Source organism: Aquicoccus sp., from assembly GCF_041686535.1.
In the GTDB taxonomy this organism is placed as follows: domain Bacteria; phylum Pseudomonadota; class Alphaproteobacteria; order Rhodobacterales; family Rhodobacteraceae; genus Aquicoccus.
This window is the reverse complement of record NZ_JAWLDS010000045.1, coordinates 1-23355: the sequence shown is the minus strand read 5'-3', so window position 1 is coordinate 23355 and position 23355 is coordinate 1. Positions and strand designations below refer to the sequence as shown.

The following is a 23355-nucleotide window of genomic DNA, read 5'->3' as shown; positions in this document are numbered from 1 at the left end:
GCCCTCGGATGCGCGTTCTCCCCTCCCGGCCGCGGCCGGGTTTTCCGTTGTTTTCGAGGGTTATGCGCGTGAGTCTGGGCACTGGCCTCTGCGGCAGGAGGCTTGGAAGCGGTCTCTCAGGGCCAATTTTCTCCGGACCTGATGCCTGCGCCTGACTGGGCGCTTTTGTGAATAGCTCTTGAGCATCGGAACCCTGGACTGTTTCTCGCAGTCGCGCATGCTCAATCCTGTGCCAGTGGCGTTCCCAGGATGGAACATAAGCGAGTTACCGGCATCAGATCAGCTGGGCGCTGCCGTATTCGAAGATCACGCTCTCGTGGTGCCTGTCTCTGGCGCGGTGAGGGGCTCGGCCTGCCTCTATTCCGATCTGCGTGGCGGTGCTATGCTGGGAATATTTATATTGGAGATTTGCCATGATCCGAATGCTTACCCTTCTCGGTGTCCTTGCACCGACGATCACTGTCGCACAATCCCATTGCGATGGGCAGACCCAGCGCGATGCCAATATCTGCGCTCACCAAAAATGGCAGGCGGCGGACCGCGAACTCAACCGGATCTGGAAAGAGGTGAAGCCACTGGCAGACTCGCGCGGCACCGGCCAGGCGCTCCTCGACGAGCAGCGCACCTGGCTCAAGAGGCGGGACGCGGAGTGCGACCCGGAGCTTTCCGCAGGCGGCAGCGCGGCGCAAATGTTCTATTGGTCGTGCATGGAGGAAAAGACCTTGCAGCGCAATCATCAGCTCCGTGTCCTGCTTGAGTAGTGCCGTTCGACCACTGGCAGCAAGCGCGTGATGCGCCGCGTGATGGCCTGGAGGCAGGCCGCGGTCAGCGTTCGCATTTCTCCCCACTCCGTATTCATCCGCCGTCCGACGAGCGAATGGGGCATCCGTGCGCGATCTCCGGCCGGCCTCTGCCGGGATTCTCGTCGAGCGGCGAGAGATTTTTTCGGGCGGGGTCTTGACGTTGCCGATCATCAGCACTTCATCAATCGTGAAACGCCCGGATGGGGTTTCACGGATACGCAAGACTGGTTCGGCTGACAGAGCGGACCGCCAATCGTTCGCCGCGACGGGAACGAAGGCAAACGCGAAACAGATTGATCGCCGATTGTCGGCGAACCGACCTGCATGTCCGTCCTCCGGGGCGTTTCGGCAAGTCGCGGCGTTGTGCCGCGCAGGATGCTGAAAGAACGGAGGTTCAACATGCATTATCCTTTTTACAATCGCCGGCGCGATCCTTTCGCCCTGATGCAATCCGTACTGGGTGATTTCGACCGGATCGCGCCCATGCGCGGGCAGCCGGTTTTTCCCGCCGTGAACGTGTGGCAAGGCGACGATGCTGTCGCCATAACGGCCGAGCTTCCCGGCATCGAGCCGGCCGATATCGACATTTCCGTCAAGGGCAACGTGCTGACGCTTTCGGGCGAGCGCAAGGCACCGGAGGTGCCGGAAGGCGCACGCTGGCACCGCAACGAGCGCGGCTATGGCAAGTTCAGCCGCACTGTACGTCTGCCGTTCGCCGCCAGCGACGACACGGTCGAGGCCCGGGTGGCCAACGGTGTGCTGCGCATCGTGGTCGGACGTCCCGAAGAGGACAAGCCCAGGAAGATCGAGATCAAGGCTGCCTGAGAGGAGGATGATCACATGAGCAATGACGTGACCCAAACCGTCGACAAGACCCCCGCGGAAGGCCCGGAAACCACCACGGGTGCACGCATCTATCGTCCGCTGACCGATATCATCGAAACCGAAGATGGCGTGACCCTGGTGCTGGAGATGCCCGGCGTCGCGGCCGAGGACGTGGACGTGACGCTGGAACAGCGCGTGTTGACGATCCGTGGCAAGGTTCGGCCAACACAACCTGAAAAACTGCAACTGGCCTATGCCGAATATGGCGAGGGCGATTTCGAGCGCGCCTTCACGCTGTCCGACGATTTTGATCCCGAGAAGATCGACGCTTCGGTCGCGAACGGCGTGCTGACCCTGACATTGCCCCGCGCGGCCGAGGCCAAACCGAAGAAGATCGCGGTCAAGGCGTCTTGATCCGGCGCCTGCCCTTCAGATGAAAGGAGACAAGATCATGCAGATCAAGGACCTTATTCCCTGGGCGCGCAAGGACCATGCGCCCGAACCGAAAACCGACGACCAGAACCCGATCGCCACGCTGCAGCGCGACATGAACCGGGTGTTCGAAGGTTTCTGGAGCCGCTTTGGCGATCTCGACTGGCCTTGGGGTGGCGGCGAGGCCAGATCCGACGTTGTCGAGACCGAGGACCATGTCGAGGTGTCGGTGGAATTACCAGGCATGGATATGAAGGACATCGAGGTTTCGGTGACCGACGACATGATGACCATCAAGGGCGAGAAGAAGATCGAGCGGCAAGAAGAGAAGAAGGGTTATTACCTTTCCGAGCGCAGCTATGGCGCGATCTATCGCACCATTCCGCTGCCCCCGGGGGTGGACGGCGAAAAGGCCGAGGCCAGCTTCAAGAACGGCGTGCTGACGATCAGGCTGCCACAAACCCCCGAGGCGCAGGCCAAGGTCAAGCGCATCGAGGTGAAGCCGGCCTGATGCAGGGTGCGACGCGCCGCGGGCAGCGGGCCCGTGGCGCGATTGCCATAGGGAGATCCGTCATGTTGCTGCGTTCCTTATTGATACTTTTCATGTCCTTGGGCATCGCGGTCGGTCCATCGGTCGCGCAGGTGACGACCGCCGAGTCCGACGCGCGCGGCATTCCAACGATCGCGCCCCTGATCGACGCCGTGGATGATGCCGTCGTCAATATCGCCGTCGTGTCCGAGCGAGCGGCCCAGTCGACACCGCTGTTTCGCGATCCGTTCTTCCAGCCCTTCCCGCCGCAGCGCCAGTTGAGTGCCGGCTCGGGCGTGATCGTCGATGCGCGCGACGGCTATGTGCTCACCAACAACCACGTTGTCGAGAACGCCGACGAGATCCGCGTCACGCTGCGTGACAAGCGCAGCTTCGACGCCGAGCTCGTAGGGCGCGATCCGGCCACCGACATCGCCCTGCTGCGGATCGAGGCCGACAACCTCACCGAGGTGCCGCTGGGCGATTCCGAGGATCTGCTGGTGGGGGATTTTGTCGTCGCGATCGGCAATCCCTTCGGTCTGGGTCAGACCGTCACCAGCGGCATCATCTCGGCGCTTGGCCGGTCGGGGATCAACCCCGAGGCCTACGAGGATTTCATCCAGACCGACGCCTCGATCAATCCGGGCAACTCGGGCGGGGCCCTGATCACGCTTGACGGCAAGCTCATCGGCATCAACACGGCGATCATCGCGCCGAACGGGGGCGGCAACGTGGGTATCGGCTTTGCCGTGCCGATCAACATGGCGCTGACGGTCAAGGACCAGCTTGTCGAGTTCGGTGAGGTTCAGCGCGGCCGTCTCGGTGTCATTATCCGGGACCTGACGCACGACCTGGCCCTGGCGCTTGGCGTCGAGGCTGAAACCGGCGCGGTCATCAGTTCGGTCGAGCCCGACACGCCAGCGGATCGGGCTGGCCTCGAGGCAGGCGACGCGATCGTGGCAGTTGATGGCGCGGCGGTCGAAGGCTCGGCCGATCTGCGCAAGAAGGTCGGACTGCGCCGCCCCGATGACGAGGTTGAGATCACCTATATTCGCGATGGCGTCCGCAAGACTGCCGATGTCCGGCTGGCCGATGGTGGTACTACATCGCCGGCCACGCGCGACAGCATCGGTGGCGAAGCGCTGCCAGGTGTACAGCTTGCTCCTCTTGACCGGTCGCACCCGGCCTGGGGCAGTATCGAGGGTGTTGTCGTATCGGAAATTGCGCCGGGCAGTCGCGCCGCGCGCGCCGGATTGGAGGCGGGAGACGTCATAACTGCGGTGAACAGACAGCCGGTCGTGACGGTGCGCGACGTGGACAGGATACTGAGAGATACGCAGGGCGCCATCGCCCTCACGGTCGTGCGCGACGGTCGCTTGATGCTGATCGTGTTGAGGTCGTGACCCGGCCAAATGGCAATCAACCTGGCTCCGGCCCGGGCCAGGACAGCCGCGGGAGTGACCGTGGAGAAAAAGGCAGGAACAGATGAACAATGATCCGTACAAGATACTTGGCGTTCCGCAAACGGCGACCCAGGATGAGATCAAGAAAGCCTATCGCAAGCTCGTGAAGAGCCTGCACCCTGACCTGCATCCCGACGATGCCGCGAAGCAAGAGCGATTCAAGGCCGTCTCGGCGGCCTATGAGCTTTTGGGCGATCCGGAACAGCGTCGCCGTTTCGACGCCGGCGAGATCGACGCCAGCGGACAGGAGCGCCCCGAGCGCCAGTATTATCATCACTATGCCGAGCAGGACGCCGGGCGTCGCTACGATCCCGGCCAGGGATTCGGTGGCGCGATGGGCGACGATGACCTGTCCGACATCTTCGCGCAATTCTTCGGTGGTCGCGCCGGCGGGCCGGGCAGGAACGGATTCCGCCAGGAATTCCATGCCCGCGGGCAGGACCTGCACTATCACCTCGACGTCGATTTCCTCGATGCCGCGCGCGGCACGCGGCGCAGCGTCACCATGCCCGACGGGCACACGATCGAGATTGCCATTCCCCCGGGCCTGAAGGACGGGCAGACGCTGCGGCTGCGTGGCAAGGGTGGGCCGGGCTCAGGACAGGGCGGACCCGGCGATGCGCTCGTCACCGTCTCGGTGCGGTCGCACCCGGTCTTTTCCCGGGAGGGCGATGACATCGAGATGGATCTGCCGATCACCTTCGACGAGGCGGTTCTGGGTGCAAAGGTTGAGGTGCCGACCGTATCGGGCACCGTCTCGGCCACCATTCCGAAGGGGGCGTCCTCGGGCCAGCGCTTGCGGCTGCGTGGCAAGGGCATAAGGCATCCTGACGGCAAGGCGGGCGACCAGATCGTGCGATTGAAGATCGTTTTGCCGAAACGGATCGACGCCGACATGGAGGAACTGGCAAGACGCTGGCGGGACAAATCCGGGCTCGACCCCCGGGCAGACTTGCGGAGGATGACATGAGCTTGACAGAACGGATGGTACTTACCCGGGTCAGGCGGCTGACACGGCGCGATCTGCGGCAATGGGTGCACGAAGGTTGGGTGCGTCCGGCGGTGGGCGAGGCGGGGCCGGTCTTTGACGAGATCGACGTGGCGCGCCTGCGGCTGCTGTGCGATCTGCGCAAGGAAATGGCGTTGCCTTCCGACGCGCTGCCGGTTGTGCTGACGCTCATCGACCGGCTTCACGCGACGCGGCGTGATCTGCGTCTGCTCGTGGAGGTGCTTGCCGAACAGCCCGAAGATGTCCGGCGCGCCATCATATCGCATCTGCAGAGCCGCGCCTCCGATGACGTGCCTTGACACGAAAACGGACGTACGCCGCAAGGGTATCGCAGAGCATTTGCCCATGCCAGGGAGGAACACATGCACAGAGAACTCGCAGCATATCAACGCCTTCTGATCGTTGCCTACCGCCGCTATCTCGAGGCTGATCATGCGCTTGCTTCGAAGTTGGATGACATGCGCGCCGTCTTTCCGCCCGAACGAATTCCCTATCGCGGCACGATCGGGGCGCCCGGCTCCCCTGTCCGGCGCCTGTATGAAGATCGGGACCGCGCCTTGCTGAGTTTGCACTCCGCGCGCGAGAAACTCGATGCGGCAAGGGCGCGGATCTGTCAAAGGCAGGCGCGCCCCACGAAGATACTGTTCCTGACCGCGCGCTTTGATCAGCCTGCTTCCAAGTGATGCCGGGGCGTGGCGACGTACCAGACCCCGAGATTTTCTGTGTCCGGCCGCGCCTCTTCTGCCACAATGCACCGAAAGCGTCGAAGCGCACAGTGAGGTCCGGATCGGAAGTGCCCGAAACGAATTGCTTTCACTTTTTATGGAACGCCGGCGCTACGAAGTCCGCCGAGAAAGAGTTCCAGGTGCTCAGGATCGCGTACGAAGAAGAGCCGCGAGCGTGCAAAATCGCAGGAAAAGCCGGGGCGCGCCCGCATCAGCGCGGGAATATTTGCACGCGCCGCGGCGCGGTCGCCGGACTGTGCCAGCGACGAGACCAGTTTGGCGCGTGCCCAGTAATGCGCATTCGGCACCAGGACCGCGCTGCGCGCCCAGTGCACGGCCGCCGCATGGTCGCCGAGGAACATGTGCGCCAGCGAACGATAGGACATGAACGCCCAGCGAAACGGGTCGTGCGGACTGAGCGCGAGCGCGCGCTCGAAGCTGGGTAGGGCGGTCGCTGGGCGGTTGTCCGCGACAAGCGTGTCACCCAGCCCGCAATGCGACAGTGCGTGGCAGGGATTGAGGTCGAGCGCGGTTTCGAGCGCGTCGATTGCCCGCCCGTATTCGCCGCGTGCCAGTTGCACCCGCCCCAATGCAAAGAAGGTGTTGGCCTCCTGGTCGTCCAGTGCCACGGCTCGTTCGGCCAGCTGCAGCGCATCGTCCAGATGGGCTTCATCCGTCGGGCCTTCGAAATAGACGCTTTCGAGCACCATGGCATAGGCCAGCCTGGCATAGGGTTCCGCGAAGTCGGGCGCTCGATCCAGCGACTGACGCATCAGGTCCTGGCAGCGCCGATTGCCCGCGACGGTGAAGCGATAGAACTCGGCAGTGCCGAGCTGGTAGAGTTCCCAGGCGCCGAGGCTTGCCGGCCTGAGCCGAGCGGCGCGCTTCTGTTCACTGACGCCCAGCTGGTTGGCGATACGCGCGGCCACGAGGCCCGAAAGCTCGTCCTGAAGTTCGAATATGTCACGCAGCCGACGGTCGAACCGGTCCGACCAGATGCAGCGCAATCCGATGGTCTCGGTCAACTGCACCGTCAAGCGGACACGATCCCCGGCAAGGCGCACACTTCCCGTCACGGCATAATCCGCCCCAAGCCGGTGCAGGATCTCGTCCAGTGGTTCGCCTGACCGACCCAGCGCGAAAGCGGCGTTTCGGCTCACGATGTGCATCCAGCGATTGCGGGACAGAGCGTTGATGAGATCCTCGTTCAACCCACCGGCGATCACCGCAGCGCGCCCGTCATCGCCGGGCGCGTCACAAGGCAGCACGGCGACGCAGGGGGCCGGAACGTCACGCTGGTCCGGCGCGCGGGGGGGCTGCGGCGTGGCATCCGAGGCAAGGGCCATGTTGCGCAACCTGAAGCCCCGGCCATGAACGGTAGCGATGATTGCCTGACGAGTGCCATTGTCGCCCAGCGCCTTTCGGGCGGATCGGATCTGGCTGCTGAGCGCTGCATCTGACACGAATCGTCCCGGCCAGATTTCGCGGAAGATCTCGTCGCGCGTCACGGTGCGGCCTCGATTGCGGGCGAGAAGTGCCAGAAGATCGAAGGTACGCGGCTCGAGCGCGACAGGCCCATCATCCGATCGCAGCTCGTACCGGTCGAAATCCAGTTCGAACCGACCGAACCGGATGGCCTCGGTGGGTTTGTTTGGCGCATCGGCTTTTGGCGGATTCCCCGGGGAAGCCGGAGTGCGCCCGGTTATCACCTTGTCTGCGACCACCCGTGAATCCATCTCTCTCTACTTATGCGGCGCGCTCGTTGGCGACCATATGCCACATTGTAAGTCCAGATATTATATAACGTGTGAAGCCGCGACTCAACGCGGGAACCGAAATAGTTATCCCTACCGCCCCCAAAACCACCTGTCAGATGCATTGAAGCCGGGACCTGCGAGCCTCCCGATACTGTCGGTGGACTGTTCAAGGCGCTGGCGGAACCACGCGATTGCACCGGGTCCTGCTAAGTGGAAATGCGACAAGATGAGCGACTCTTCGAAAACGGGCAGAGTGGGGCCGGCCGCTGGTTTCATCCACGTCACTCATTGAAATCTCCGATTGCTCTTGCGACACCATGGCCTGCAAAGTTCGGGGATCAAGCTGTTCCACGCCAGGGGTCCATCAGGCAAGAAGGGTGACTGGCAACCCCTGCGCGGGACAGAGGCGGATATCCGGCAACGGGCCGACAGGTCAGTCGCCCGGGTTCCGCGCGCTGATCACCCATGAGGAGCTCTCGATCACGATGCCATCGGCGTCGCGCACCTGGGCGTCGATGGCCTCGGCCAGCGCCGCCTCGATTTCGGGCCGTTTCTCTTCTGCCAGGTCACCCGCCTCGCGAAATACTTCGCCAGCCGGGCCAATGGCGAGCTGGAATGCGATGGCGTCCTCGACATCGTCGCCCACGCGGACCGGAGCGTCCACGCGCTCGAAGGCGATATCGGTGTAACCCGCGATCTCCATCATCTTGCGCACCGTCGCATCGTTGGACATCGAGAAAGGGCCGGGGCCGCAGGTGCGCGCATCTTCGCCCGGTGCCGGCAGATACTGAAGCACGATATCCTTGGCCATCGACAGCCATGGATTGTCCGCCGGGTCACGCCAGACGATGTGCACCATCCTCCCGCCCGGACGCAGCGCCTGGCGCATGTTGCGTAGCCCTGCCACCGGGTTGGCAAAGAACATGGTGCCGAAGCGCGAAAAGACGAAATCGAATTCCCCCTCGGGAAGCGCCACCTCCGCATCGCCGCGCAGGAAGGTCACGTTGTCCATTTCGGTTTCTGCAAGGTCGGCCTTGGCATCTTCAAGGAAGGCGTCGCAGCAGTCGATGCCCACCACCTCGCCCTCTGGCCTGACGATGCGCGCGAGCTTCATCGCCGTGTCGCCCCAGCCGCAGCCCACGTCGAGCACGCGGTCGCCTGCCTTGACGGGCAGTTTCGGGAACACCGCCTCGCTGTGATAGGTGAGCCCGCCGACCAGCACGTGGCGGAAGCGGGTGAATTTCGGGGCCAGCACCTCGTTCCAGAATCGGACGAACTCCGTGTCCTCGTGCGCCGCGTCAGTTGTGGTCTCGGCCATGCTCATCATTGGATCCTCTCTGCTGAATGTCTCCTGACCGCGTGGCTGAAGAATGCCCGGGTCACATAATTCATTCTATCCAGTCTGGACGCTGCAAAGCTTGTCGAAGCCATGGTGATTTCCTGATGATCAGGCGGGGTGAGCCTGTGCGATCTGCTGCAATATCAGGTCGTTGTGCCGTCGCCAGGCTTTCAACTGGCAATCATCAGGAAACCGTCAAGCCCGGCTTCGTGCCCTCCGCTACCTTTGCCATGAAAGCGCGCCGCTTGCGCCGCTTCAAATTCAGGCACGACATCCGACATGGAGAACCAACCGCATGAAACACACGATCACGCTGACCAGCCTTGCAACCGCCGTCGCACTTGCCGCCGGCACAGCCGCTGCCAACGAGATGTTCCTTACCCACGCGCTCGACATGGAGCGCGCCGAAGCCGTCGCCGCTGTTCGCGACCACGTCGAGGCCGAAGAGGACTGGCTCTTTCTCGCCGAATTTGGTCTTGCGGGCGGCGCGGTGACAGCGCTGAAAGTCTGCTACCTTCCTCTTGGTCCCGATATCGTCGAGGCCGGCCTGCATGTCATGGCGATGATGCCTTGTGGCAACATGGCCTTCTATGAGACCGAAGACGGCGGCACTGAAATGTCCCTGCTGGACCCTCGTTTCATGACCGAGCTTTCCGACGCGCCCAGCCTCGAGGCGGCGGTGGAGACCGGAAAGCCGGCCTTCGAGGCGTTGCTGGCGGATACACTGAACATCCGTTGAAACTGACCCGAGCAAGCAGGGGAGATCAGACATGTCAGAAGAATTGGTGGTCCTGATGAGCCACGGCCCGACGGACGAGCGAGCGTCGGTCGGATTCACGGTCGTCAATGGTGGACTGACCGCGGGTTTGAACGCATCCGTCTTCTTGACGGCCGACGCGGTGGACATCGTCCGAAACGGTGCCGCGGATCATGTTCATGCGCATCCCATGGACCCGCTGAAGGACCTGGTCGCGGATTTCCTGTCGCGCGGCGGTACGCTGTGGGCCTGCCCGCCCTGCGTGAAAGCGCGTGGTTACGGTCAGCAAGATCTGATTGCGGGCGTCGAGATTGTCGGTGCGAGCGCCTTGCATGAACGGATCAAGGCAGGGGCAGCCGCTCTGAGCTTCTGATCGCCGATATGCAGACAGGAATTTTCGGTATTTCCCGATGCGTTGAACCTATGCCGGAGGGCGACCGAAGTGCGCCCGGCCCCAGATTGGCGGACGCCGCAAGGCGCTATAAAGGACCCGCCCGGCTTGCGCCCAGCCGGAGCCGACGCATGCTTCCAGTGCAGTTCGTCTGGAAAAAACGGATGGAACCTTGAAACTTTACGTTCTTGCGTTGTCCGCGAGAGCAATTGGAGCGGTTTTTTTGGTCCCCGCTTCGTTCAGGCGGCGCAGTTCCCTTGCATGAAACTCCGACTCGCTTTCGCCCTCTGGCGGCTCGCCTGAAAGGGTGCGGGCCAGTTCGAAGAACCCCTTGCCCGGCAGGTTTCCGCTTCCGCGACTGACGGCGCGTGCAGCAATGAAGGGACGACCGGTGGCCGCGTCCTCGCGCATGGTCGTTTCAAGCGCCTTGGTGACCTTGCCGACCGAGCCGGGCATCCATAGCCCCAGCGCGCGTGCGAGGGCCCCGTAGCTGATCGGCACCTTGTCCGCGTCAAGGCTTTGGAGATAGGCGCGAACGCGATCCGAAAGCTTCTGGGTGTTGTCCCGGGAAGTGGGCATTGGACGTGGCGGCGGGATTTCGTGGGCCGCGCCTGTGGCGTCGACTTCGGCGGCCCAGGCACGATCGGTGCTGCGCACAGTAATCCTTGATTTTCCAAGGTCTGACCCTTCCCCGATTTCGGTGACGCCAACGACATTGCCATTGTTCAGCCCCGCGCGGAGGGTCTGCGGCGTCAGGCCAAGGCGCGGCGCCAGGTAGTCGGGATCCACCGTGATCTTGCCTTGCTCCAAGGCGATCACACCCTCGGGAACGGGGCGGTTCAGGATTGGCGACGGGCCGTTGTCACGCGCGTAGAAGGGCGCGTTTCCCGCTGCATGGTCGGTCACGTCGATGATCTCGCCGATCTGCGGCAGGGCGGCACGCAGCATCCGCTCGACGCCTTGCCGCAGCGTGGCCGCGGAGGCGGCGCAACCCTGGCAGCCGCCTGACATCTGCAAGTAGACATTGCGATCCGCGACCCGATCCACCGAGATCTGGCCACCATGGGCGGCGACTGCGGGGTTTACCTGCCGGTCCAGCAGGTCCTGCACCGCCGCGCGGAGTTCTGCATCGGGCGCCTTTGCCTGGGGTGCATCATCGCGACCGAGTGGCGCGTCGGTTTCATCGAGAACATTCCGGATTGCCGCGGCGATGGCAGGCTTCAACGCCGCCCAGTCTGCACCGTGCTGCGCCTTAACCCAAATCGTCTTGCCGCTGACCTCGACGCGGGCGATGCCGGGCAGGGCGAAGAGCGCATGTGCCAGCGGCGCGTCGTCGCCCGGTTCGAGGCGTGTCGAACTGCCGGCCTGCACGTTCTCGTCGAGCACGAAGCCCATCACGGCCTCGTCGCCGGTCGATGCCTGTGCGCGGATGCGTCGGTGGGTGGCCGTGTCAGACATCTTCCATCTCCGTGCCCTGCATTGCTCGCAGCGATTTGAACGTGAAGATGCCGCTGTCGTGGCCGTCGCTGAATGCGATGCCGAGGGCGTAGTTTCCGACGCTCCAGATCCGGGTGATCCTTGTGTCGAGAGGCACGCTCTGGGGCTCGAGTAGCTGTGCGCCCGTCATCTCGTCGCGGCATTGCGCGCAGGGACAGGCAAGACGCAGGTCGCGATCGGCAAGACGCTGTTCGGTCGCATCGGCCCATCGCAGGACCAGGCCAGCGTCGTCGTGATCGAGCGCTGCCAGGCGATCCACCGGGCCGCCCGGGCTGGCCGGTGCCGCGACTGGTTTTCCCGCGTCGTCGGCGAGTGTCCAGGCAAAAGGTGTGGTGATCCCCGCTGTCTCGGCTTCTGGTTGCGCAAGCGCGCCGGCAATGCGCCGATAGCTGTCCGCAGCCGGGCTTTCGGGGGCAGCGCGCACCAGCGGTGTGCCCTCATCGCCGCAATCGACCACAGCCGGGTCGAGCGGCACTTTGCCGAGAAAGGCGATGCCGAGTTCCTCCGCGATCGCCTCTCCACCGCCTTGGTGAAAGATGTGGGTGACGGTTCCGCAGGACGGGCAGGTGAAACCGCTCATGTTCTCGACAACGCCGAGGATCGGCACATTGACCTGCTCCATCATGCGCAGGCCACGCTTCGCGATCTTGAGGCTGACATCCTGTGGCGTACTGACCACCACGGCGCCCGCCAAAGGAAAGGCCTGCGCCAGCGTGAGTTGGATGTCGCCGGTCCCGGGTGGCAGGTCGAGGAGCATCACGTCGAGCGCCCCCCACTCAACCTGGCGAACGAACATCTGCAGGTATTTCGTCACCATCGGCCCGCGCATGATGGCGGGTGCTTCGTCATCGGTCAGCATCGCCATCGAGATAACCTTCACGCCATGCGCCTCGGCTGGAATGACCTTCTGGTTCGGGGACATGGTGGGCTTGGCCGCCGCGATACCCAGCATACGCGGTATTGACGGGCCGTATATGTCGGCATCCACCACACCGACGGAAAGGCCGGCATCCGCCATGGCAACTGCGATATTGGCCGTGACCGTGGATTTTCCCACGCCGCCCTTGCCGCTACTGATTGCAATCATGCGGGGTTCTGCTGTTTTATCAGGCTGCGCCATTTCGGCCTCCTTCGTTTGGTGATCCCGGCGTCGGGGTGTAGCTCGCGCAAAGTTTGGCTGTGTCCTCTGTTGCCAGTTCCGCAGCCATGCAGGCGCAAAACGCAGTGTCCCCGGATGTTCCGAAATGACTGCAGTCCTGGCAGGTCCCGAATGCGGGACCGTCCCGTCGCTTGGCCAGCGCCGATGACAGGCGGGACAAGGTCACGAGAAAGTGATCGCGTTCCGTGGGTCCCAGGCTGTCGATCACACCGATCAGGTCGCCCAGCGGATCCTTTTCGAGCATCTCACGCCCCCGGTTCGTCAGGTCGAGGGATACGCTGCGCCGGTCACGCTCGGATCGGGTTCGTGCGATCAGTTCGCGGCGTTCGAGTGACTTGATGATCTGTGATGCCGTTCCCCGCGTCGTTGCCTGGAAGCTGGCGAAGGCCGACGGGGTGCGGCTGCTGCCGTTGGCGCGGGCAAGGAAGCGAAGGCAGGTCCATTGTGCCGCCGTCAAGTCGGACTGGGAATTCTCGCTACGCGCCGCGCGCCCAAGATGGACGAGCAGTTCGGCGATTCGATCCGGGCCACGTGGTTCGTTGAACATATCTAAATGATAGCGGATCGAAATCACTTTGACAATTGTCAGTGTGCCAGACTAGTTTGGATTCGAAATCAAAGCAGTGTTTGCCATGAACAAGCCGATCACGAAACTCAGCCGCGGCGCGCGCCGCATCGCCACCTCCAAGATGTTGTCCGCTGCGGATGAACGCCAACTGGTTCGCGACTGGCAGGACCGCGGCGACAGGCGCGCACGGGATAGGCTGATTACGGCCTTTGCGCCCTTGGCAGCTTCGGTCGCAAGACGTGCCGGGCCGAAGAAATCGGGCGAGCTTGACCCGGACCTGGTTCAGCAGGCCAATCTCGGGCTGATAAAGGCAGCCGATCGGTTTGACCCGGAGCGCGACATCCGGTTCGCGACCTACGCGATCTGGTGGGCGCGGGCCGAGGTGCAGGCCTACACCCGCGCGAACAGATCGATTGTAAGGCGGCCGAATTCCGCACTGACGCGCAAGGCGGCTGCCCGGATCGCAAGTCTCGAGGCCGAGATGAGTGCCGATGCCGATCTCGAACAGTCACAAGCCGATGCTCGGCTTGCCGATGCACTCGGTGTGGATACGCAAAAGGCGGCAGCGCTGCGCGCGCAGATCAGGGGAAGCGACCAATCTCTGAATGTGCCGGCCGGGGAAGAAGGTGGCGCGGATCGCATCGCATCGCTGGTCGATCCGGCCAGCCTCGATGGGCCACTTGCCCTGAAAAACCTGGAAACGGTGGAACTGCGCCGGATGCTTGTCGAAGCGCTGGGCGCACTGCCCGATCGCGAACGCGCCATCATCGTCGCGACACAGGTGAAGGATCCCCCAGCGACGCTGGAGGGGCTGGGTGCGCTATACGGGGTCTCAAAGGAACGGGTGCGGCAGCTTCGCGAACGAGGGTTCGAGCGGTTGCGTGCGGCCATGCGGCTGCGCGATCTCGGGATTGAAAACCTCATTTGAAACCGCGGCGGTTTGGCCGGGCATGGCGCTCATGTAGCAGTGATCAATGGCATTGCCGTCATCGCAAGGAGCAAAAGCGATCCGACCGAAAGAAGAACCCAGTCGGACCGCGTAATCGGTGGCTGCGGCAGTTGGCTCCTTTTACGGTTCGGGTGCAGGCCGCGCGCCTCGAAAGCCAGGGCGGCGCGCGTGGCGCGGCGGATCGCATAGGCCAGAAGGGGAATGGCAAGGGCAACCGCTTCTGCCGGCGTCGGAATGCGCCGCAGGGGGCGGCCGAGGCGAATCGCGCGAGCCATTCGCAGTTGAAGCATCTCGCCGCGCAGATCCGGCACCATATGCATGGCCTGCATCAGGGCAAAACCCATCGCTGCGGGCAGCCGCAGATGTTGCATCAGGGCACGAACGAACTGCCCCGGGTCCGTTGTCAGGGCAAAGACCGCCGAGGTCATGCCACATGCGAGAACTCGAAAGAACAACACGAGGCCCGGCGCGACCGCAGGTGTGCCGCCTTGCTCCTGCGCCATCTGAACGGCAAAGCCCGACTCGGCGCGGAACAGCACCGATGTCGTGAAGAACCCAAAGCCGAAAAGCACGAAAGGGATCATCAGAACCAGCAGGCGGCGCGGTGGGATGCGCGCGTCGAGCAGCAGCAGTGCCGATGCGGCACAGAAGAGCGTAACCTGGAACCAGAGCTGGAAGATCAGGAGCGAACCCGCGATCCAGGCGAGGCAGAGCGCGAGCTTTGGCAGGGGATGAAATGCCTTCAACATGCGTCCTGAAGCCAATCGAGGACCGGGGCTGCATCCGGCGGTAAAAGTCCGGCCCTCGCCAAGCGCGTCCTGTCGCGCATCAGCGTCTCGCACGGGCCATCGAACCAAAGCCCGCTATCTGCCAAGAGGACGGCCCGGTCGGCCACGGATAGGGCGAAATCAAGGTCATGGCTGATGACGGCGATCGCGCGCCTGTCTCGGGCCAGTGCCCTGATTCGTTGGCCGAGCGCCGCTTGGGATGCGCCATCGAGACCTGCGGTTGGTTCATCGAGAATCAGCACGGGCCAGCGGTCACTTTCGGCCAGAAGCGCCAGTGAAAGGCGGCGTTTCTGGCCTTGTGACAGGGTAAAGGGGTGCTGATCCGCTACCGCCGTCAGGCCCCATCGGTCGAGGATCTGCCTGACCGCCTCGGGTGCGCGCCAAGGACTGCCGAGCTCTGCACGAACAGATTCCCGGCTGAAATGCGCTTCGGGGTTCTGGAACGCGACTGCTCCTGCCGGCCCGGTCCGCCGACCGGCGCGGGGTGGCAGCAACCCGGCAAGACATGCCGCCAAGGTTGACTTGCCCGCCCCGTTGGGTCCGAGGATCGCCAGCACTTCGCCGGCGCGTAGAGACAGCGACACCTCCCGCAGGACGACCGGCCCGAACGCCGGTGCGCAGGCCGCATTTTCAACGGTGACAAGTGTCTCGCCTGCTGTGTGCCCGGTGGGCAGGATACAATCCCGAAGCCGTCGGGCATGGTGCGGTGCGATGCGAGCGAGCGCATCCTTCAGGGTAACATCTGCAGCGATCACGTCCGGCAAGGCAAGGTGCAACTGCGTGGCAAGCGGCAGGGCTATTCCAGCCCGGGCGAGGGCCGCGCCATGTTTCGCCATCATCTCGCGGGGGGAACCTTTGGCGATCACGAGCCCGTCGCGGCCCAAGGCGACACAGTGGTCGATCTGGTCGAGAATCGGGCCAGGTTTGTGCTCCACGACCAGTGTGGTACTGCCCGACGCGAGGAGGAGATCGGCCATCCGCCGCGCCGCTGCCGGGGCGAGACTGGCTGCGGGTTCGTCTGCGAGCGTGACAGGCGCCCCTTGTGCCAGCAATGCAGCCAGTGCCACGGATTGCCGCTCGCCGCCTGAGAGGGTCATGATGCGTCGGTCCGCCCAGGTCTGTGGAATGCCGACACGGGCCATGGCCATTGTGACCAGTTCCGGGATAAGCGCAGCCGCGATGGCCTGGTTCTCGGGGCCGAACGCGATTTCGTCGCGCACGGTAAACCCGGCAAGCGACTGACCCGCGTCCTGAAAAAGGTAGCCACAGGTATCGGCCCATTCGGAGGGCCTGCGACTCTCTACGGGTCGCCCGCCAAGCTCGATTGCTCCGCGACGGGCGCCGGGAACGGACTCGGGAAACAATCCGGTTGCGGCTTGGAGAAGGGTTGACTTGCCCGAGCCCGAAGGGCCGAGCAACAGCACCCGCTCGCCCTCGCCCAGGGCAACAGACACTGGCCCGATCGCATCGTTGGTCGCCCCGTAGTGGCGTAGTGACACGTGGTCAAAGGCCAGCGCATCAGGCATGTGCGTCGCGACGGTCACGGTCGATGGCAAGCCCGGACAGCACGCCGGTGCGGTAGAGCGCCTTGACGATGACGTGACCCAGAAGCCCGCCGAGCAACGCGCCCGACGCCAGCCGGAGCACGAACATCGCCACCAGCAGGCCAGGCGCCAGGCTGCCGTAATCGAATCTTATCCAAGTATAGACAAAGGAAAAGAACGCTGCCCCCATGCCGGCCGCCATCAAGACGTGCAGCGAGTAGCGCCGCCACCGTGTCGCGGCGAATACGGCCTCGGCCCCCGCGCCCTGCACCAGCCCGGTCAACAGCAGGAGAAGCCCTGCGGGGCTGCCCAAGAGCACCTGCACCGCAGCCGCCATGACCTCGGAGATCAGCGCGACACCGGGCTTGCGAATGATCGCCGCCGCGACGATCGAGACGATGAACCAGAACCCCATCACGACATCCATGGTCACCGCGCCAAAAACCGCCTGGAGAACGAGCCAGACCTGGACCCACGCCAGGTAGAGCACGCCGAATACCGCCCCCAGCACGGCGACGATCAACGTTTCGCGAAGAGTCCAGATGGATTGGTTGGGCATGTCAGCCTCCTTTGATCGAGAATTTGGTGTGGAATGGCCGGGTGCGTTTCCGGCGACGGGATCACGCGACGCTCGGTGAATTTGCCGATACGGTCACGTCCATGGCGATATGCCCGGTCTCGGATCCGAAACTGGTAAAGGCCTGACCCAGGGTCTCGAAAACGGGGCCGGCATCACCGCGCAACGCGGTGCAGAAATTCTTGGACCGGTCGAACACGCCGGAGCCCTTCAGGAATTCGATACAGCCGTAGATCTCGTCCATGTGGTGTCCGACCCCGAGAGGATAGAGCGACAGCTGTGCCGCGATGTCCTGCTCCGTGCGCACTGCATGGGCCACGGCTGCGCGACTGGCGGCAATGCGGTCTGCCATTCTCATATCACGCTTCTGGCCTGTCACCGGCTGGCAGATCGGATCGTCAGGTTCGCCCGGACAGCCCCGCGAAACGGTGGCGTGCATGGTCGTATGAACGTCTGTTCGAGCGGCCGCGCAGAACAGGTCGCGCATTGCCGGAAACATCACTTCGGGCGGGCCGACCATCAGCGTCGAAAGATGGTCGGTGTCGAGCCTCAGCCGATCTCGCCAAGGCTCCAGCGCGTTGAGTGCGCCAAGGATGATGTCGACGAAATCGTCCGACATCGGATATAACGAGATTTGTGCCCCTGAAAACATGTTCACCTCACTCCGCTGGCATTACCCAGATCAGCTCAAGGGTCCGAGGACTTGCGTCCTGCATCTCAGCCCCGGCGCTACGGAGCTCCCCTGCGTGTGCTCAGTAATTCAGACCGGGCCCGAAACGTCAAGCCGCATCAGGAGACTGACGGGATCCAGCCCGGATTCCGCTGTTTCCGGCGAGCGCACGCTCTGCCGATCGCGCTGGATTAGGACAGGAGCGTTGGCGCGCCGGAGTGGTGTTTGAATCGGAAGATGTTCCTTTGGGTGGTGTGGCGTGGTGACATTTCACGCAAATCTTGTTGTGAGCAGGACATGAACAGCATGTGGTCGGATCCGGAGAGGCGGATCCTTCCGCTATCCCTGATCATACGGCGGTCTCTGCATTGGAAGGGCGGTCGAGGCGCAGCGCGTTGCCTCCAAGATCGCGGAAGGCGCGCTGGCGGCAGGTCAGGACGATGATTTGCAGATCCCCTGCCTGCCGGTGCAGGGCGTCGAACATGCGTTCGATCCGGTCATCATCGGTAAAGACAAGTGCATCATCGAGGATCACCGGCGCGATCCGGCCGGCGGCGGCGAGCATACGGGCGAAAGCGAGGCGCACCAGTAGCGCCACTTGTTCCTGTGTGCCACCCGACAGTATGTCGATCGGCTCCTCCCGACCTTCGCGGATGAGCGCGTCGGGCAGCAGGGATTCCTCCCCCCAGGTCAGTTCGGCCTCGGGCCAGAGCAAGTGCAAGAGTGGCTTCAATTCCTTTGCAATAGGGGTGAAATATCGTTCGCGCGCCTCGGTGCGGGCCGCCTCCAGCGCCTTTTCCAGCCGCTGCAAAACCTTAACTTCGTGTTCGATCCGGGCAAGGGTGGCGGTGGCCACCCTGAGCTCCTGTTCGGTCTCGGCCAGGCGTTCCTCGACCGCATCGCCAGAGGACCGGGTAATCCGTTCGTCCAGTCGGGCCATAAGCGGTTTCAGGCGGGCAATTTCCTCCCGTGCGCCTTGTTCGACCGATTCCGCGCGTTTCAACGCGGCTTCGCTACCGGTGAGATCTGGGGTGTCGCGTGCCTTCTCCGCATGGATCGTTTCGGCGGCTTGAAGCGCCTCGGCAGTCCGCTGCATGTCCGAGGCGAGGTTGTCTTCCGTCGTATCGCCGTATCTTGACAGCGTCTCTTCAGCCCGCTTAAGGCGCTCACGGAGCGATGTGAGCGCCGCCTCTGCCTTCGTGGCCTCGTTGCGGGCATCCGATACCCGTTCAGACGCGGTATCGCGTGCGATGCGCGCTACTTCTTGGGCGGCACGCGCGTGTTTCAGCGCGGCCTCCGCCGTGGCCAGGTCAGGCGCGTCGGCGTCTTCATCCACCTGCGGGATTTTCGCAAGCGCATCGCGCAAGGAGTTGATCCCCTCGGGTGCAAGGCTGTTCAGGACGGCCTTTGCCTCCCCGTGTCGCCGTTCGGCCTCGATCCGGGCTGCGGCACTGGCGCGGGCCGCCTTTAGATCGTCAGCACCGATCCCGACAAGTGCCTTGCGCAGTGCCGCGGCGGCAGCCTCGACCGAGTCGTCGTGATCGGCATCGCCGGGGCGAACCTCCAACTCGCCTATGCCTTCGATCCTGAGCCGCGTGGCGCGCGGGAGGGGCACGGCTTGCCCGTCGGGCAGGGCGGTCTTGTCGGTACGGATCGCCCCCTCGCGACCCTCGGCGTAGCGGGCAATGACCTGCGTTGCCGTTGCATCCCGTGCCGCGATCGCCGTGGCATGGGCCGCGGCTAGGCTTTCGATCTGGCTCATAGCCTTCGCATCAGGACCGGAGCGCGCCGCCGCTGCGGCCCGCTCCATGGAACTGCGTGCCTCCTCGGCTTTGGCGATGCGGGTTTCCAGTTCTCTTCGCCGATCCGCACCGTCGCGGGCAGCCTTGGCGCGAAGGGCGAGGTTATGTTCGTCTTCGGCCTTCTTCAGCGTTTGCAGGGCAGTCTCCAGATCGCGTTCAGCCGTATCGCGTGCCTTGCGTTCCTTGTCCAGCGCGGCCTTTTTATCCTGGGCGTCTCTTTCTGCCGCCTCGGCCTCCTTTGCGGCTTTCGTCCTTTCGGTGCGGGCCTCCCGGAAGCCTTCAAGCAGTTTGCGGGCATTGTCGGCCTCCAGGCGCGCCATGGCCACCTTGCGCGCCTCGGCAACGAGCTCTTCCGCGTGGCGTTCTGCCGCCGCATGGGCTGCGCGGGCCGCGTCGAGCTTTCGCCGTCTGTCCTTGGAGGCTTCCGGATCTTCGAGGTCGCGCAGGGCGCGCCGCGCCCGTTTGCGCTCGGCCAGCGCGTCATGCAGATCCTGCGCGGTCGCTGCCAGATCCTCGTGCCGCGCAGTCAACTCTTCGACGCGGTCCTGCGCGGCCTTCCAGGGACCATTCGCGAAAGGACGTCCGGTCTTGGTGGCATAGCCGGCGAGTTCCTCGCGGCACCGCGCAAGCGCCATGTCCATGCGCCGTCCGCCGGTCATCGCCTCGACCTCTTCACCGACCGATGACATCAGATCGCGTCGCGCCTCCAGCGCCGCGTTCTGCTCCTTGGTCGAACCGCCAGTGAGATCGGTCATGCCCTGCCTGACCCAGATCAGGCCCGAGGGCCCGCCGGCATCCCCGCCCAGCAGATCGGCGATCCAGGCTTCTGCTTCGTCGGCCTGTGCGATCAGGGTGCCGCCGCGGTGGACCTTGGCAGCGGGCTTCTGCAGCCACCGCTTAGTTATCGTGAAGCGGGCATCGTCTGTCTCGATCTCGATGGTTACCTCTGGCGCGCCACCCGCATGAGGGCGCAATGCCTTGACCTCCTTGTCGCGAGAGCCATGCGGCTTGAAGAACAGCGCCTGGATCGCATCGAAAAGCGTTGATTTGCCGTGCTCATTGGGTTCGCACAGCACGTTCAGTCCGTCGCTGAAATCCGCGACGCGCACCGGCTCGACGAAACGGCGGATGTTGTCGAGGGTAATGGAACGCAGTTTCATTCCGAGGCCTCCCGCACATAAGCGTAAAGGCGGGCGACTGCGTCGGCCGCGACCTCGCGGTTCTCCTGCGAAAGAGCCTCCGATTCGGCATCGTCCTTGAGCATGTTGGCTGCCAGACGCAGTGCGCCCGCCCGGTCGATCTCGTCAAGGTCGGCGGACTCGTAGTGAGTGCCGAGCGTATCGGTCACCAGTTCGAAATGGGCGAAGTCGGGCGCGCAACGATGCGCGGCGCGTTCGAGATCTGCCCGGTCGGGAAGCCCGGCCCAGCCGGTGGCCATGACACGCATCATGATGTCGCGCCGGCCCGCGGGTGGCAATACCCTGGCCAGCGCCGCGGCGGCGTCCTGCCGGGGATGCAGCGGCAGCTCCACCTCCGTCCAGAGGAATGCGCCGGTCTCGATTTCATCCACCCTCGGCGTGGCGCCCCGACCATCCAGTTCAACGCACAGGCAGACGCCCCGCCGACCATGCTTGAAGCGGTCCTGTTCCGACGTGCCCGAATAGTGCACCCGGTCGGACACGGCCATTCGGCCGTGCCAGTCGCCAAGAGCGAGGTAATCGAGCCGCGCGCTGCGGTCACGATCGGGGGCAATCGCGTCGCCGGATTCGGTGAAGTCGGTGACGCCGCCATGCGCCAGGCCGACGCGCATCCGGCCTTCGTCGCTGGCCATCGTTACCAGAGGCTCGGACGGGTCGCTTGCGCCGGAGCGAAATCTGATGGGGCAGGGCAGAAGAGTGGCCTGCTCTCCGAGATCGTGGGGTTGCGTATCCGTAAGGGCCATCACGTTTTCGGGTGCGTCCCGGCAGATCGCCTCCCATAGCGGCTCGGCATCACGGAGGTTGTCGTGATTGCCCGGCAGAAGCCACCATGTCACGTCGGGCGCATCCGCCATCGCGGCGAGCGCCTGTCGGATGACGGGGGTGGACGGCGTGGCGGTATCGAACGTGTCTCCGGCCAGCAGCACATGCTTTGCACCACGGTCGCGCGCTGCCATCGCCAGCCGACCGATCGAGCCATGCCGAGCCTCCATAAGACGGCCGCGAATATTGCCATCCGGCGGCTCGGGAATGTTCGCGAATCTTCGGCCGATATGGAGGTCGGAGGAATGAATGAATCGAAACGTCATGGCAGCTCCTGAAAGGTGATTCTGCGGTCATGGTGTGACCAATGCGTCATAAGTCGCTCATGGGGGCGTCAGAAGCTGACATGGCTTGGGCCCCAAGCCCATTTCTGCTTCGCTCCTCGTTTAATGATTGGGCTACCTCCGTGAGATTGTAATCCCACGGTGTGCCGAATGAAAAGGACAGGATAACGAAAAGCATGCGAAAGAGAGATGGCGAAAAAGGAAACGGAAATCCTGGAGTCCTGACTGCTCTATGGAAGCGCTGGAAAGTCACTGCGACGGTAATGATTAACCATGGCGCGTAGTGCATCCGGCGCGATGACTTCGACCTGGTCGCCCCACGTGTAAAGGTGCCACGCCATTTCCAAGTGCCCCGAGGCTCTGAACCGCACGGTCAAGGAACCGTCCGGCGCCTCGGTCATCTCCTGGTGTGGATGAAACACGAATTGCCGTGCGGTTGGCGCGGCCTCTGGAGTGAACCGCCATTCCACCGGGCCGAATTCCGCATCGGAATGAAACGAGCCAAAGGCGCGGGCCGCGAAGGCATCGAGATCGAAATCGGGATCGCGGGCGAAACTGCGCCCCATGATCTCGGCAGAATGGATTCGGTCGAGCCGAAAACGGCGCATGCGGCCATCGCCGTTCGACGGTCGGGCGACCAGATACCGTCGGATCCCGAGCAGCAGGCCATGCGGCTCGAGAAGGCGCAGCTTTGGCGCCTCGTCCTGCGCACCGCGATAGAGAACTTTCAACCCCCATGGGGCCCGCAATGCCTCGGTCAGGGTGCCCAGCAGTTTCATGTCGGACACGACCCGCGGCCCGGGGCGCGAGGCGAAACCCTGCGATTCCAGCAGCGCCTCGGCATCGGCTTCGGTCCGGCGCGCGTGGCTGGCGGGCATGGCCGCCAGCAACCTGTCTCTCAGCGCGTGCAGCCTCTGGGCGTCGTCGGGCGCCCCGTCGCGCTCGGCGCGCTTTGCGGCCATATCCAGCGCGGCCAGTTCGCCATCCCTGATCCCCTGGGCCTGCAGCCATCTTGGATCGGTCCGTGGCAGACGCCAGCGGCGGCGACGCTCGGCATCATCGAGGACGTCCACGTTCGAAAACACGCTCTCGAAAGCGCGCATCATCCGCTGGGCAGTGCGATGATCGCAACCGAATTCCCGGGTGATGTCGCGCAGGGAAATGCCTTCGAAACTGGCCATCGCCATATCGGCGATGCGCAGGAGGTCAGACGCTTTGGAATAGGACATGCTTGTTCCCTTGACAGTTTGGCCTCCCGGTCTGTTTCGGGGACGAAGACTTTTGAAAGGTTTGATCATGAGAAAAAAAACTGTCAACTCGTGGATTGCGCTTGAATTGAATCCTTATGGAGCTTCAATAATACTTCAAAAACACACGGGATATGGATCAATGTGTCCCGCAAGACGCTTGATTCCGAAGACTGACACGCGGCTGTTTTGGCCTTGGGTGTCCCACCATTTGCCAGC

General features: G+C 63.7%; 23 protein-coding genes and 1 riboswitch. Of the genes, 11 read left to right on the top strand and 12 right to left on the bottom strand.

Translation table 11 applies throughout. The annotated features are described in order from the left end of the window. Window positions 1–422: 422 nt before the first annotated feature. The 8 genes from ACESL9_RS10700 to ACESL9_RS10665 all read left to right on the top strand — a co-directional run bounded on the left by ACESL9_RS10700 (window position 423) and on the right by ACESL9_RS10665 (window position 5744). Window positions 423–761: a lysozyme inhibitor LprI family protein gene (locus ACESL9_RS10700; RefSeq protein ID WP_372611580.1), complete on the top strand. Its 339-nt coding sequence runs from the start codon at window positions 423–425 to the stop codon at window positions 759–761. A gap of 441 nt (window positions 762–1202) precedes the next feature. Beyond that, the gene (locus ACESL9_RS10695) at window positions 1203–1628 is read left to right on the top strand and encodes an Hsp20/alpha crystallin family protein (RefSeq protein WP_372611582.1); all 426 of its coding nucleotides are present in this window, start codon (window positions 1203–1205) and stop codon (window positions 1626–1628) included. A 15-nt stretch (window positions 1629–1643) separates the two neighbouring features. After that, entirely contained in the window at window positions 1644–2042 is a 399-nt protein-coding gene (locus ACESL9_RS10690; RefSeq protein ID WP_372611584.1) for an Hsp20/alpha crystallin family protein, read from the top strand. Window positions 2043–2079: 37 nt separating this feature from the next. Further along, window positions 2080–2571, top strand: coding sequence for an Hsp20/alpha crystallin family protein (locus ACESL9_RS10685; protein ID WP_372611586.1), 492 nt, complete (start codon window positions 2080–2082; stop codon window positions 2569–2571). 62 nt (window positions 2572–2633) lie between these two features. Further along, on the top strand, window positions 2634–3992 hold the full coding sequence (locus ACESL9_RS10680) for a Do family serine endopeptidase (protein WP_372674814.1): 1359 nt from the start codon (window positions 2634–2636) through the stop codon (window positions 3990–3992). A gap of 82 nt (window positions 3993–4074) precedes the next feature. Then, window positions 4075–5022, top strand: coding sequence for a DnaJ C-terminal domain-containing protein (locus tag ACESL9_RS10675; RefSeq protein ID WP_372611590.1), 948 nt, complete (start codon window positions 4075–4077; stop codon window positions 5020–5022). After that, complete coding sequence (locus tag ACESL9_RS10670) at window positions 5019–5360, top strand: MerR family transcriptional regulator (RefSeq protein ID WP_372611592.1); 342 nt, start codon at window positions 5019–5021, stop codon at window positions 5358–5360. Before ACESL9_RS10675 ends, ACESL9_RS10670 begins: the two co-directional genes overlap by 4 nt. Window positions 5361–5423: 63 nt before the next feature. Then, window positions 5424–5744, top strand: a complete 321-nt coding sequence (locus ACESL9_RS10665) for a hypothetical protein (RefSeq protein ID WP_372611594.1) — start codon at window positions 5424–5426, stop codon at window positions 5742–5744. Between the two features lie 137 nt (window positions 5745–5881). Here ACESL9_RS10665 and ACESL9_RS10660 read toward each other — a convergent pair whose 3' ends face one another. Together ACESL9_RS10660 and ACESL9_RS10655 are read right to left on the bottom strand one after the other, a co-directional pair. Next, the gene (locus ACESL9_RS10660; protein ID WP_372611596.1) at window positions 5882–7522 is read right to left on the bottom strand and encodes a winged helix-turn-helix domain-containing tetratricopeptide repeat protein; all 1641 of its coding nucleotides are present in this window, start codon (window positions 7520–7522) and stop codon (window positions 5882–5884) included. 454 nt (window positions 7523–7976) lie between these two features. Continuing rightward, a complete protein-coding gene (locus ACESL9_RS10655) occupies window positions 7977–8867 on the bottom strand; it encodes a class I SAM-dependent methyltransferase (RefSeq protein WP_372611598.1) in 891 nt (296 codons plus the stop codon). Between the two features lie 310 nt (window positions 8868–9177). On the opposite strand from ACESL9_RS10655, the gene ACESL9_RS10650 reads away from it, so the two are divergent. Both ACESL9_RS10650 and ACESL9_RS10645 read left to right on the top strand, forming a co-directional pair. Then, the gene (locus ACESL9_RS10650; RefSeq protein ID WP_372611600.1) at window positions 9178–9621 is read left to right on the top strand and encodes a DUF302 domain-containing protein; all 444 of its coding nucleotides are present in this window, start codon (window positions 9178–9180) and stop codon (window positions 9619–9621) included. A gap of 31 nt (window positions 9622–9652) precedes the next feature. Then, window positions 9653–10012 carry a DsrE family protein gene (locus tag ACESL9_RS10645; protein ID WP_372611602.1) on the top strand — a complete coding sequence of 120 codons (360 nt, stop codon included), beginning with the start codon at window positions 9653–9655 and terminating at the stop codon, window positions 10010–10012. Between the two features lie 198 nt (window positions 10013–10210). Here ACESL9_RS10645 and ACESL9_RS10640 read toward each other — a convergent pair whose 3' ends face one another. The 3 genes from ACESL9_RS10640 to ACESL9_RS10630 are packed head-to-tail and all read right to left on the bottom strand — an operon-like array spanning window position 10211 to window position 13260. Then, a complete protein-coding gene (locus ACESL9_RS10640; RefSeq protein ID WP_372611604.1) occupies window positions 10211–11488 on the bottom strand; it encodes a DUF6522 family protein in 1278 nt (425 codons plus the stop codon). Next, complete coding sequence (locus ACESL9_RS10635) at window positions 11481–12614, bottom strand: P-loop NTPase (protein ID WP_372611606.1); 1134 nt, start codon at window positions 12612–12614, stop codon at window positions 11481–11483. Before ACESL9_RS10635 ends, ACESL9_RS10640 begins: the two co-directional genes overlap by 8 nt. Window positions 12615–12633: 19 nt before the next feature. Beyond that, window positions 12634–13260, bottom strand: a complete 627-nt coding sequence (locus tag ACESL9_RS10630) for a MarR family winged helix-turn-helix transcriptional regulator (RefSeq protein ID WP_372611608.1) — start codon at window positions 13258–13260, stop codon at window positions 12634–12636. 58 nt (window positions 13261–13318) lie between these two features. Here ACESL9_RS10630 and ACESL9_RS10625 point away from each other — a divergent pair, with 58 nt between their 5' ends. Next, window positions 13319–14182, top strand: coding sequence for a sigma-70 family RNA polymerase sigma factor (locus ACESL9_RS10625; protein WP_372674813.1), 864 nt, complete (start codon window positions 13319–13321; stop codon window positions 14180–14182). A 29-nt stretch (window positions 14183–14211) separates the two neighbouring features. On the opposite strand, the gene ACESL9_RS10620 is transcribed toward ACESL9_RS10625, so the two are convergent. The 7 genes from ACESL9_RS10620 to ACESL9_RS10590 all read right to left on the bottom strand — a co-directional run bounded on the left by ACESL9_RS10620 (window position 14212) and on the right by ACESL9_RS10590 (window position 23118). Continuing rightward, entirely contained in the window at window positions 14212–14949 is a 738-nt protein-coding gene (locus ACESL9_RS10620; protein ID WP_372674812.1) for an energy-coupling factor transporter transmembrane component T family protein, read from the bottom strand. Continuing rightward, window positions 14946–16535 carry an ABC transporter ATP-binding protein gene (locus tag ACESL9_RS10615; RefSeq protein ID WP_372611614.1) on the bottom strand — a complete coding sequence of 530 codons (1590 nt, stop codon included), beginning with the start codon at window positions 16533–16535 and terminating at the stop codon, window positions 14946–14948. Before ACESL9_RS10615 ends, ACESL9_RS10620 begins: the two co-directional genes overlap by 4 nt. Then, entirely contained in the window at window positions 16510–17094 is a 585-nt protein-coding gene (locus tag ACESL9_RS10610) for an ECF transporter S component (protein ID WP_372611616.1), read from the bottom strand. Before ACESL9_RS10610 ends, ACESL9_RS10615 begins: the two co-directional genes overlap by 26 nt. A 61-nt stretch (window positions 17095–17155) precedes the next feature. Then, window positions 17156–17764: a YkoF family thiamine/hydroxymethylpyrimidine-binding protein gene (locus ACESL9_RS10605; RefSeq protein ID WP_372611618.1), complete on the bottom strand. Its 609-nt coding sequence runs from the start codon at window positions 17762–17764 to the stop codon at window positions 17156–17158. Then, window positions 17755–17867, bottom strand: a riboswitch (TPP riboswitch). Its footprint overlaps the gene before it by 10 nt. 264 nt (window positions 17868–18131) lie before the next feature. Beyond that, window positions 18132–20744 carry an AAA family ATPase gene (locus ACESL9_RS10600; protein WP_372674811.1) on the bottom strand — a complete coding sequence of 871 codons (2613 nt, stop codon included), beginning with the start codon at window positions 20742–20744 and terminating at the stop codon, window positions 18132–18134. Further along, on the bottom strand, window positions 20741–21871 hold the full coding sequence (locus ACESL9_RS10595; RefSeq protein WP_372611622.1) for an exonuclease SbcCD subunit D: 1131 nt from the start codon (window positions 21869–21871) through the stop codon (window positions 20741–20743). The genes ACESL9_RS10600 and ACESL9_RS10595 overlap by 4 nt, the downstream gene beginning before the upstream one ends. 248 nt (window positions 21872–22119) lie before the next feature. Further along, entirely contained in the window at window positions 22120–23118 is a 999-nt protein-coding gene (locus ACESL9_RS10590; protein WP_372611624.1) for a helix-turn-helix transcriptional regulator, read from the bottom strand. Window positions 23119–23355: the final 237 nt, after the last annotated feature.

What these genes read in the sequence shown, in the direction of transcription:
- ACESL9_RS10700 (WP_372611580.1), top strand. Translation starts at nt 423, where the DNA reads ATGCTTACCCTTCTCGGTGTCCTTGCACCGACGATCACTGTCGCACAA.
- ACESL9_RS10695 (WP_372611582.1), top strand. Translation starts at nt 1,203, where the DNA reads ATGCATTATCCTTTTTACAATCGCCGGCGCGATCCTTTCGCCCTGATG.
- ACESL9_RS10690 (WP_372611584.1), top strand. Translation starts at nt 1,644, where the DNA reads ATGAGCAATGACGTGACCCAAACCGTCGACAAGACCCCCGCGGAAGGC.
- ACESL9_RS10685 (WP_372611586.1), top strand. Translation starts at nt 2,080, where the DNA reads ATGCAGATCAAGGACCTTATTCCCTGGGCGCGCAAGGACCATGCGCCC.
- ACESL9_RS10680 (WP_372674814.1), top strand. Translation starts at nt 2,634, where the DNA reads ATGTTGCTGCGTTCCTTATTGATACTTTTCATGTCCTTGGGCATCGCG.
- ACESL9_RS10675 (WP_372611590.1), top strand. Translation starts at nt 4,075, where the DNA reads ATGAACAATGATCCGTACAAGATACTTGGCGTTCCGCAAACGGCGACC.
- ACESL9_RS10670 (WP_372611592.1), top strand. Translation starts at nt 5,019, where the DNA reads ATGAGCTTGACAGAACGGATGGTACTTACCCGGGTCAGGCGGCTGACA.
- ACESL9_RS10665 (WP_372611594.1), top strand. Translation starts at nt 5,424, where the DNA reads ATGCACAGAGAACTCGCAGCATATCAACGCCTTCTGATCGTTGCCTAC.
- ACESL9_RS10660 (WP_372611596.1), bottom strand. Translation starts at nt 7,522, where the DNA reads ATGGATTCACGGGTGGTCGCAGACAAGGTGATAACCGGGCGCACTCCG.
- ACESL9_RS10655 (WP_372611598.1), bottom strand. Translation starts at nt 8,867, where the DNA reads ATGAGCATGGCCGAGACCACAACTGACGCGGCGCACGAGGACACGGAG.
- ACESL9_RS10650 (WP_372611600.1), top strand. Translation starts at nt 9,178, where the DNA reads ATGAAACACACGATCACGCTGACCAGCCTTGCAACCGCCGTCGCACTT.
- ACESL9_RS10645 (WP_372611602.1), top strand. Translation starts at nt 9,653, where the DNA reads ATGTCAGAAGAATTGGTGGTCCTGATGAGCCACGGCCCGACGGACGAG.
- ACESL9_RS10640 (WP_372611604.1), bottom strand. Translation starts at nt 11,488, where the DNA reads ATGTCTGACACGGCCACCCACCGACGCATCCGCGCACAGGCATCGACC.
- ACESL9_RS10635 (WP_372611606.1), bottom strand. Translation starts at nt 12,614, where the DNA reads ATGATTGCAATCAGTAGCGGCAAGGGCGGCGTGGGAAAATCCACGGTC.
- ACESL9_RS10625 (WP_372674813.1), top strand. Translation starts at nt 13,319, where the DNA reads ATGAACAAGCCGATCACGAAACTCAGCCGCGGCGCGCGCCGCATCGCC.
- ACESL9_RS10610 (WP_372611616.1), bottom strand. Translation starts at nt 17,094, where the DNA reads ATGCCCAACCAATCCATCTGGACTCTTCGCGAAACGTTGATCGTCGCC.
- ACESL9_RS10605 (WP_372611618.1), bottom strand. Translation starts at nt 17,764, where the DNA reads ATGTTTTCAGGGGCACAAATCTCGTTATATCCGATGTCGGACGATTTC.
- ACESL9_RS10600 (WP_372674811.1), bottom strand. Translation starts at nt 20,744, where the DNA reads ATGAAACTGCGTTCCATTACCCTCGACAACATCCGCCGTTTCGTCGAG.
- ACESL9_RS10595 (WP_372611622.1), bottom strand. Translation starts at nt 21,871, where the DNA reads ATGACGTTTCGATTCATTCATTCCTCCGACCTCCATATCGGCCGAAGA.
- ACESL9_RS10590 (WP_372611624.1), bottom strand. Translation starts at nt 23,118, where the DNA reads ATGTCCTATTCCAAAGCGTCTGACCTCCTGCGCATCGCCGATATGGCG.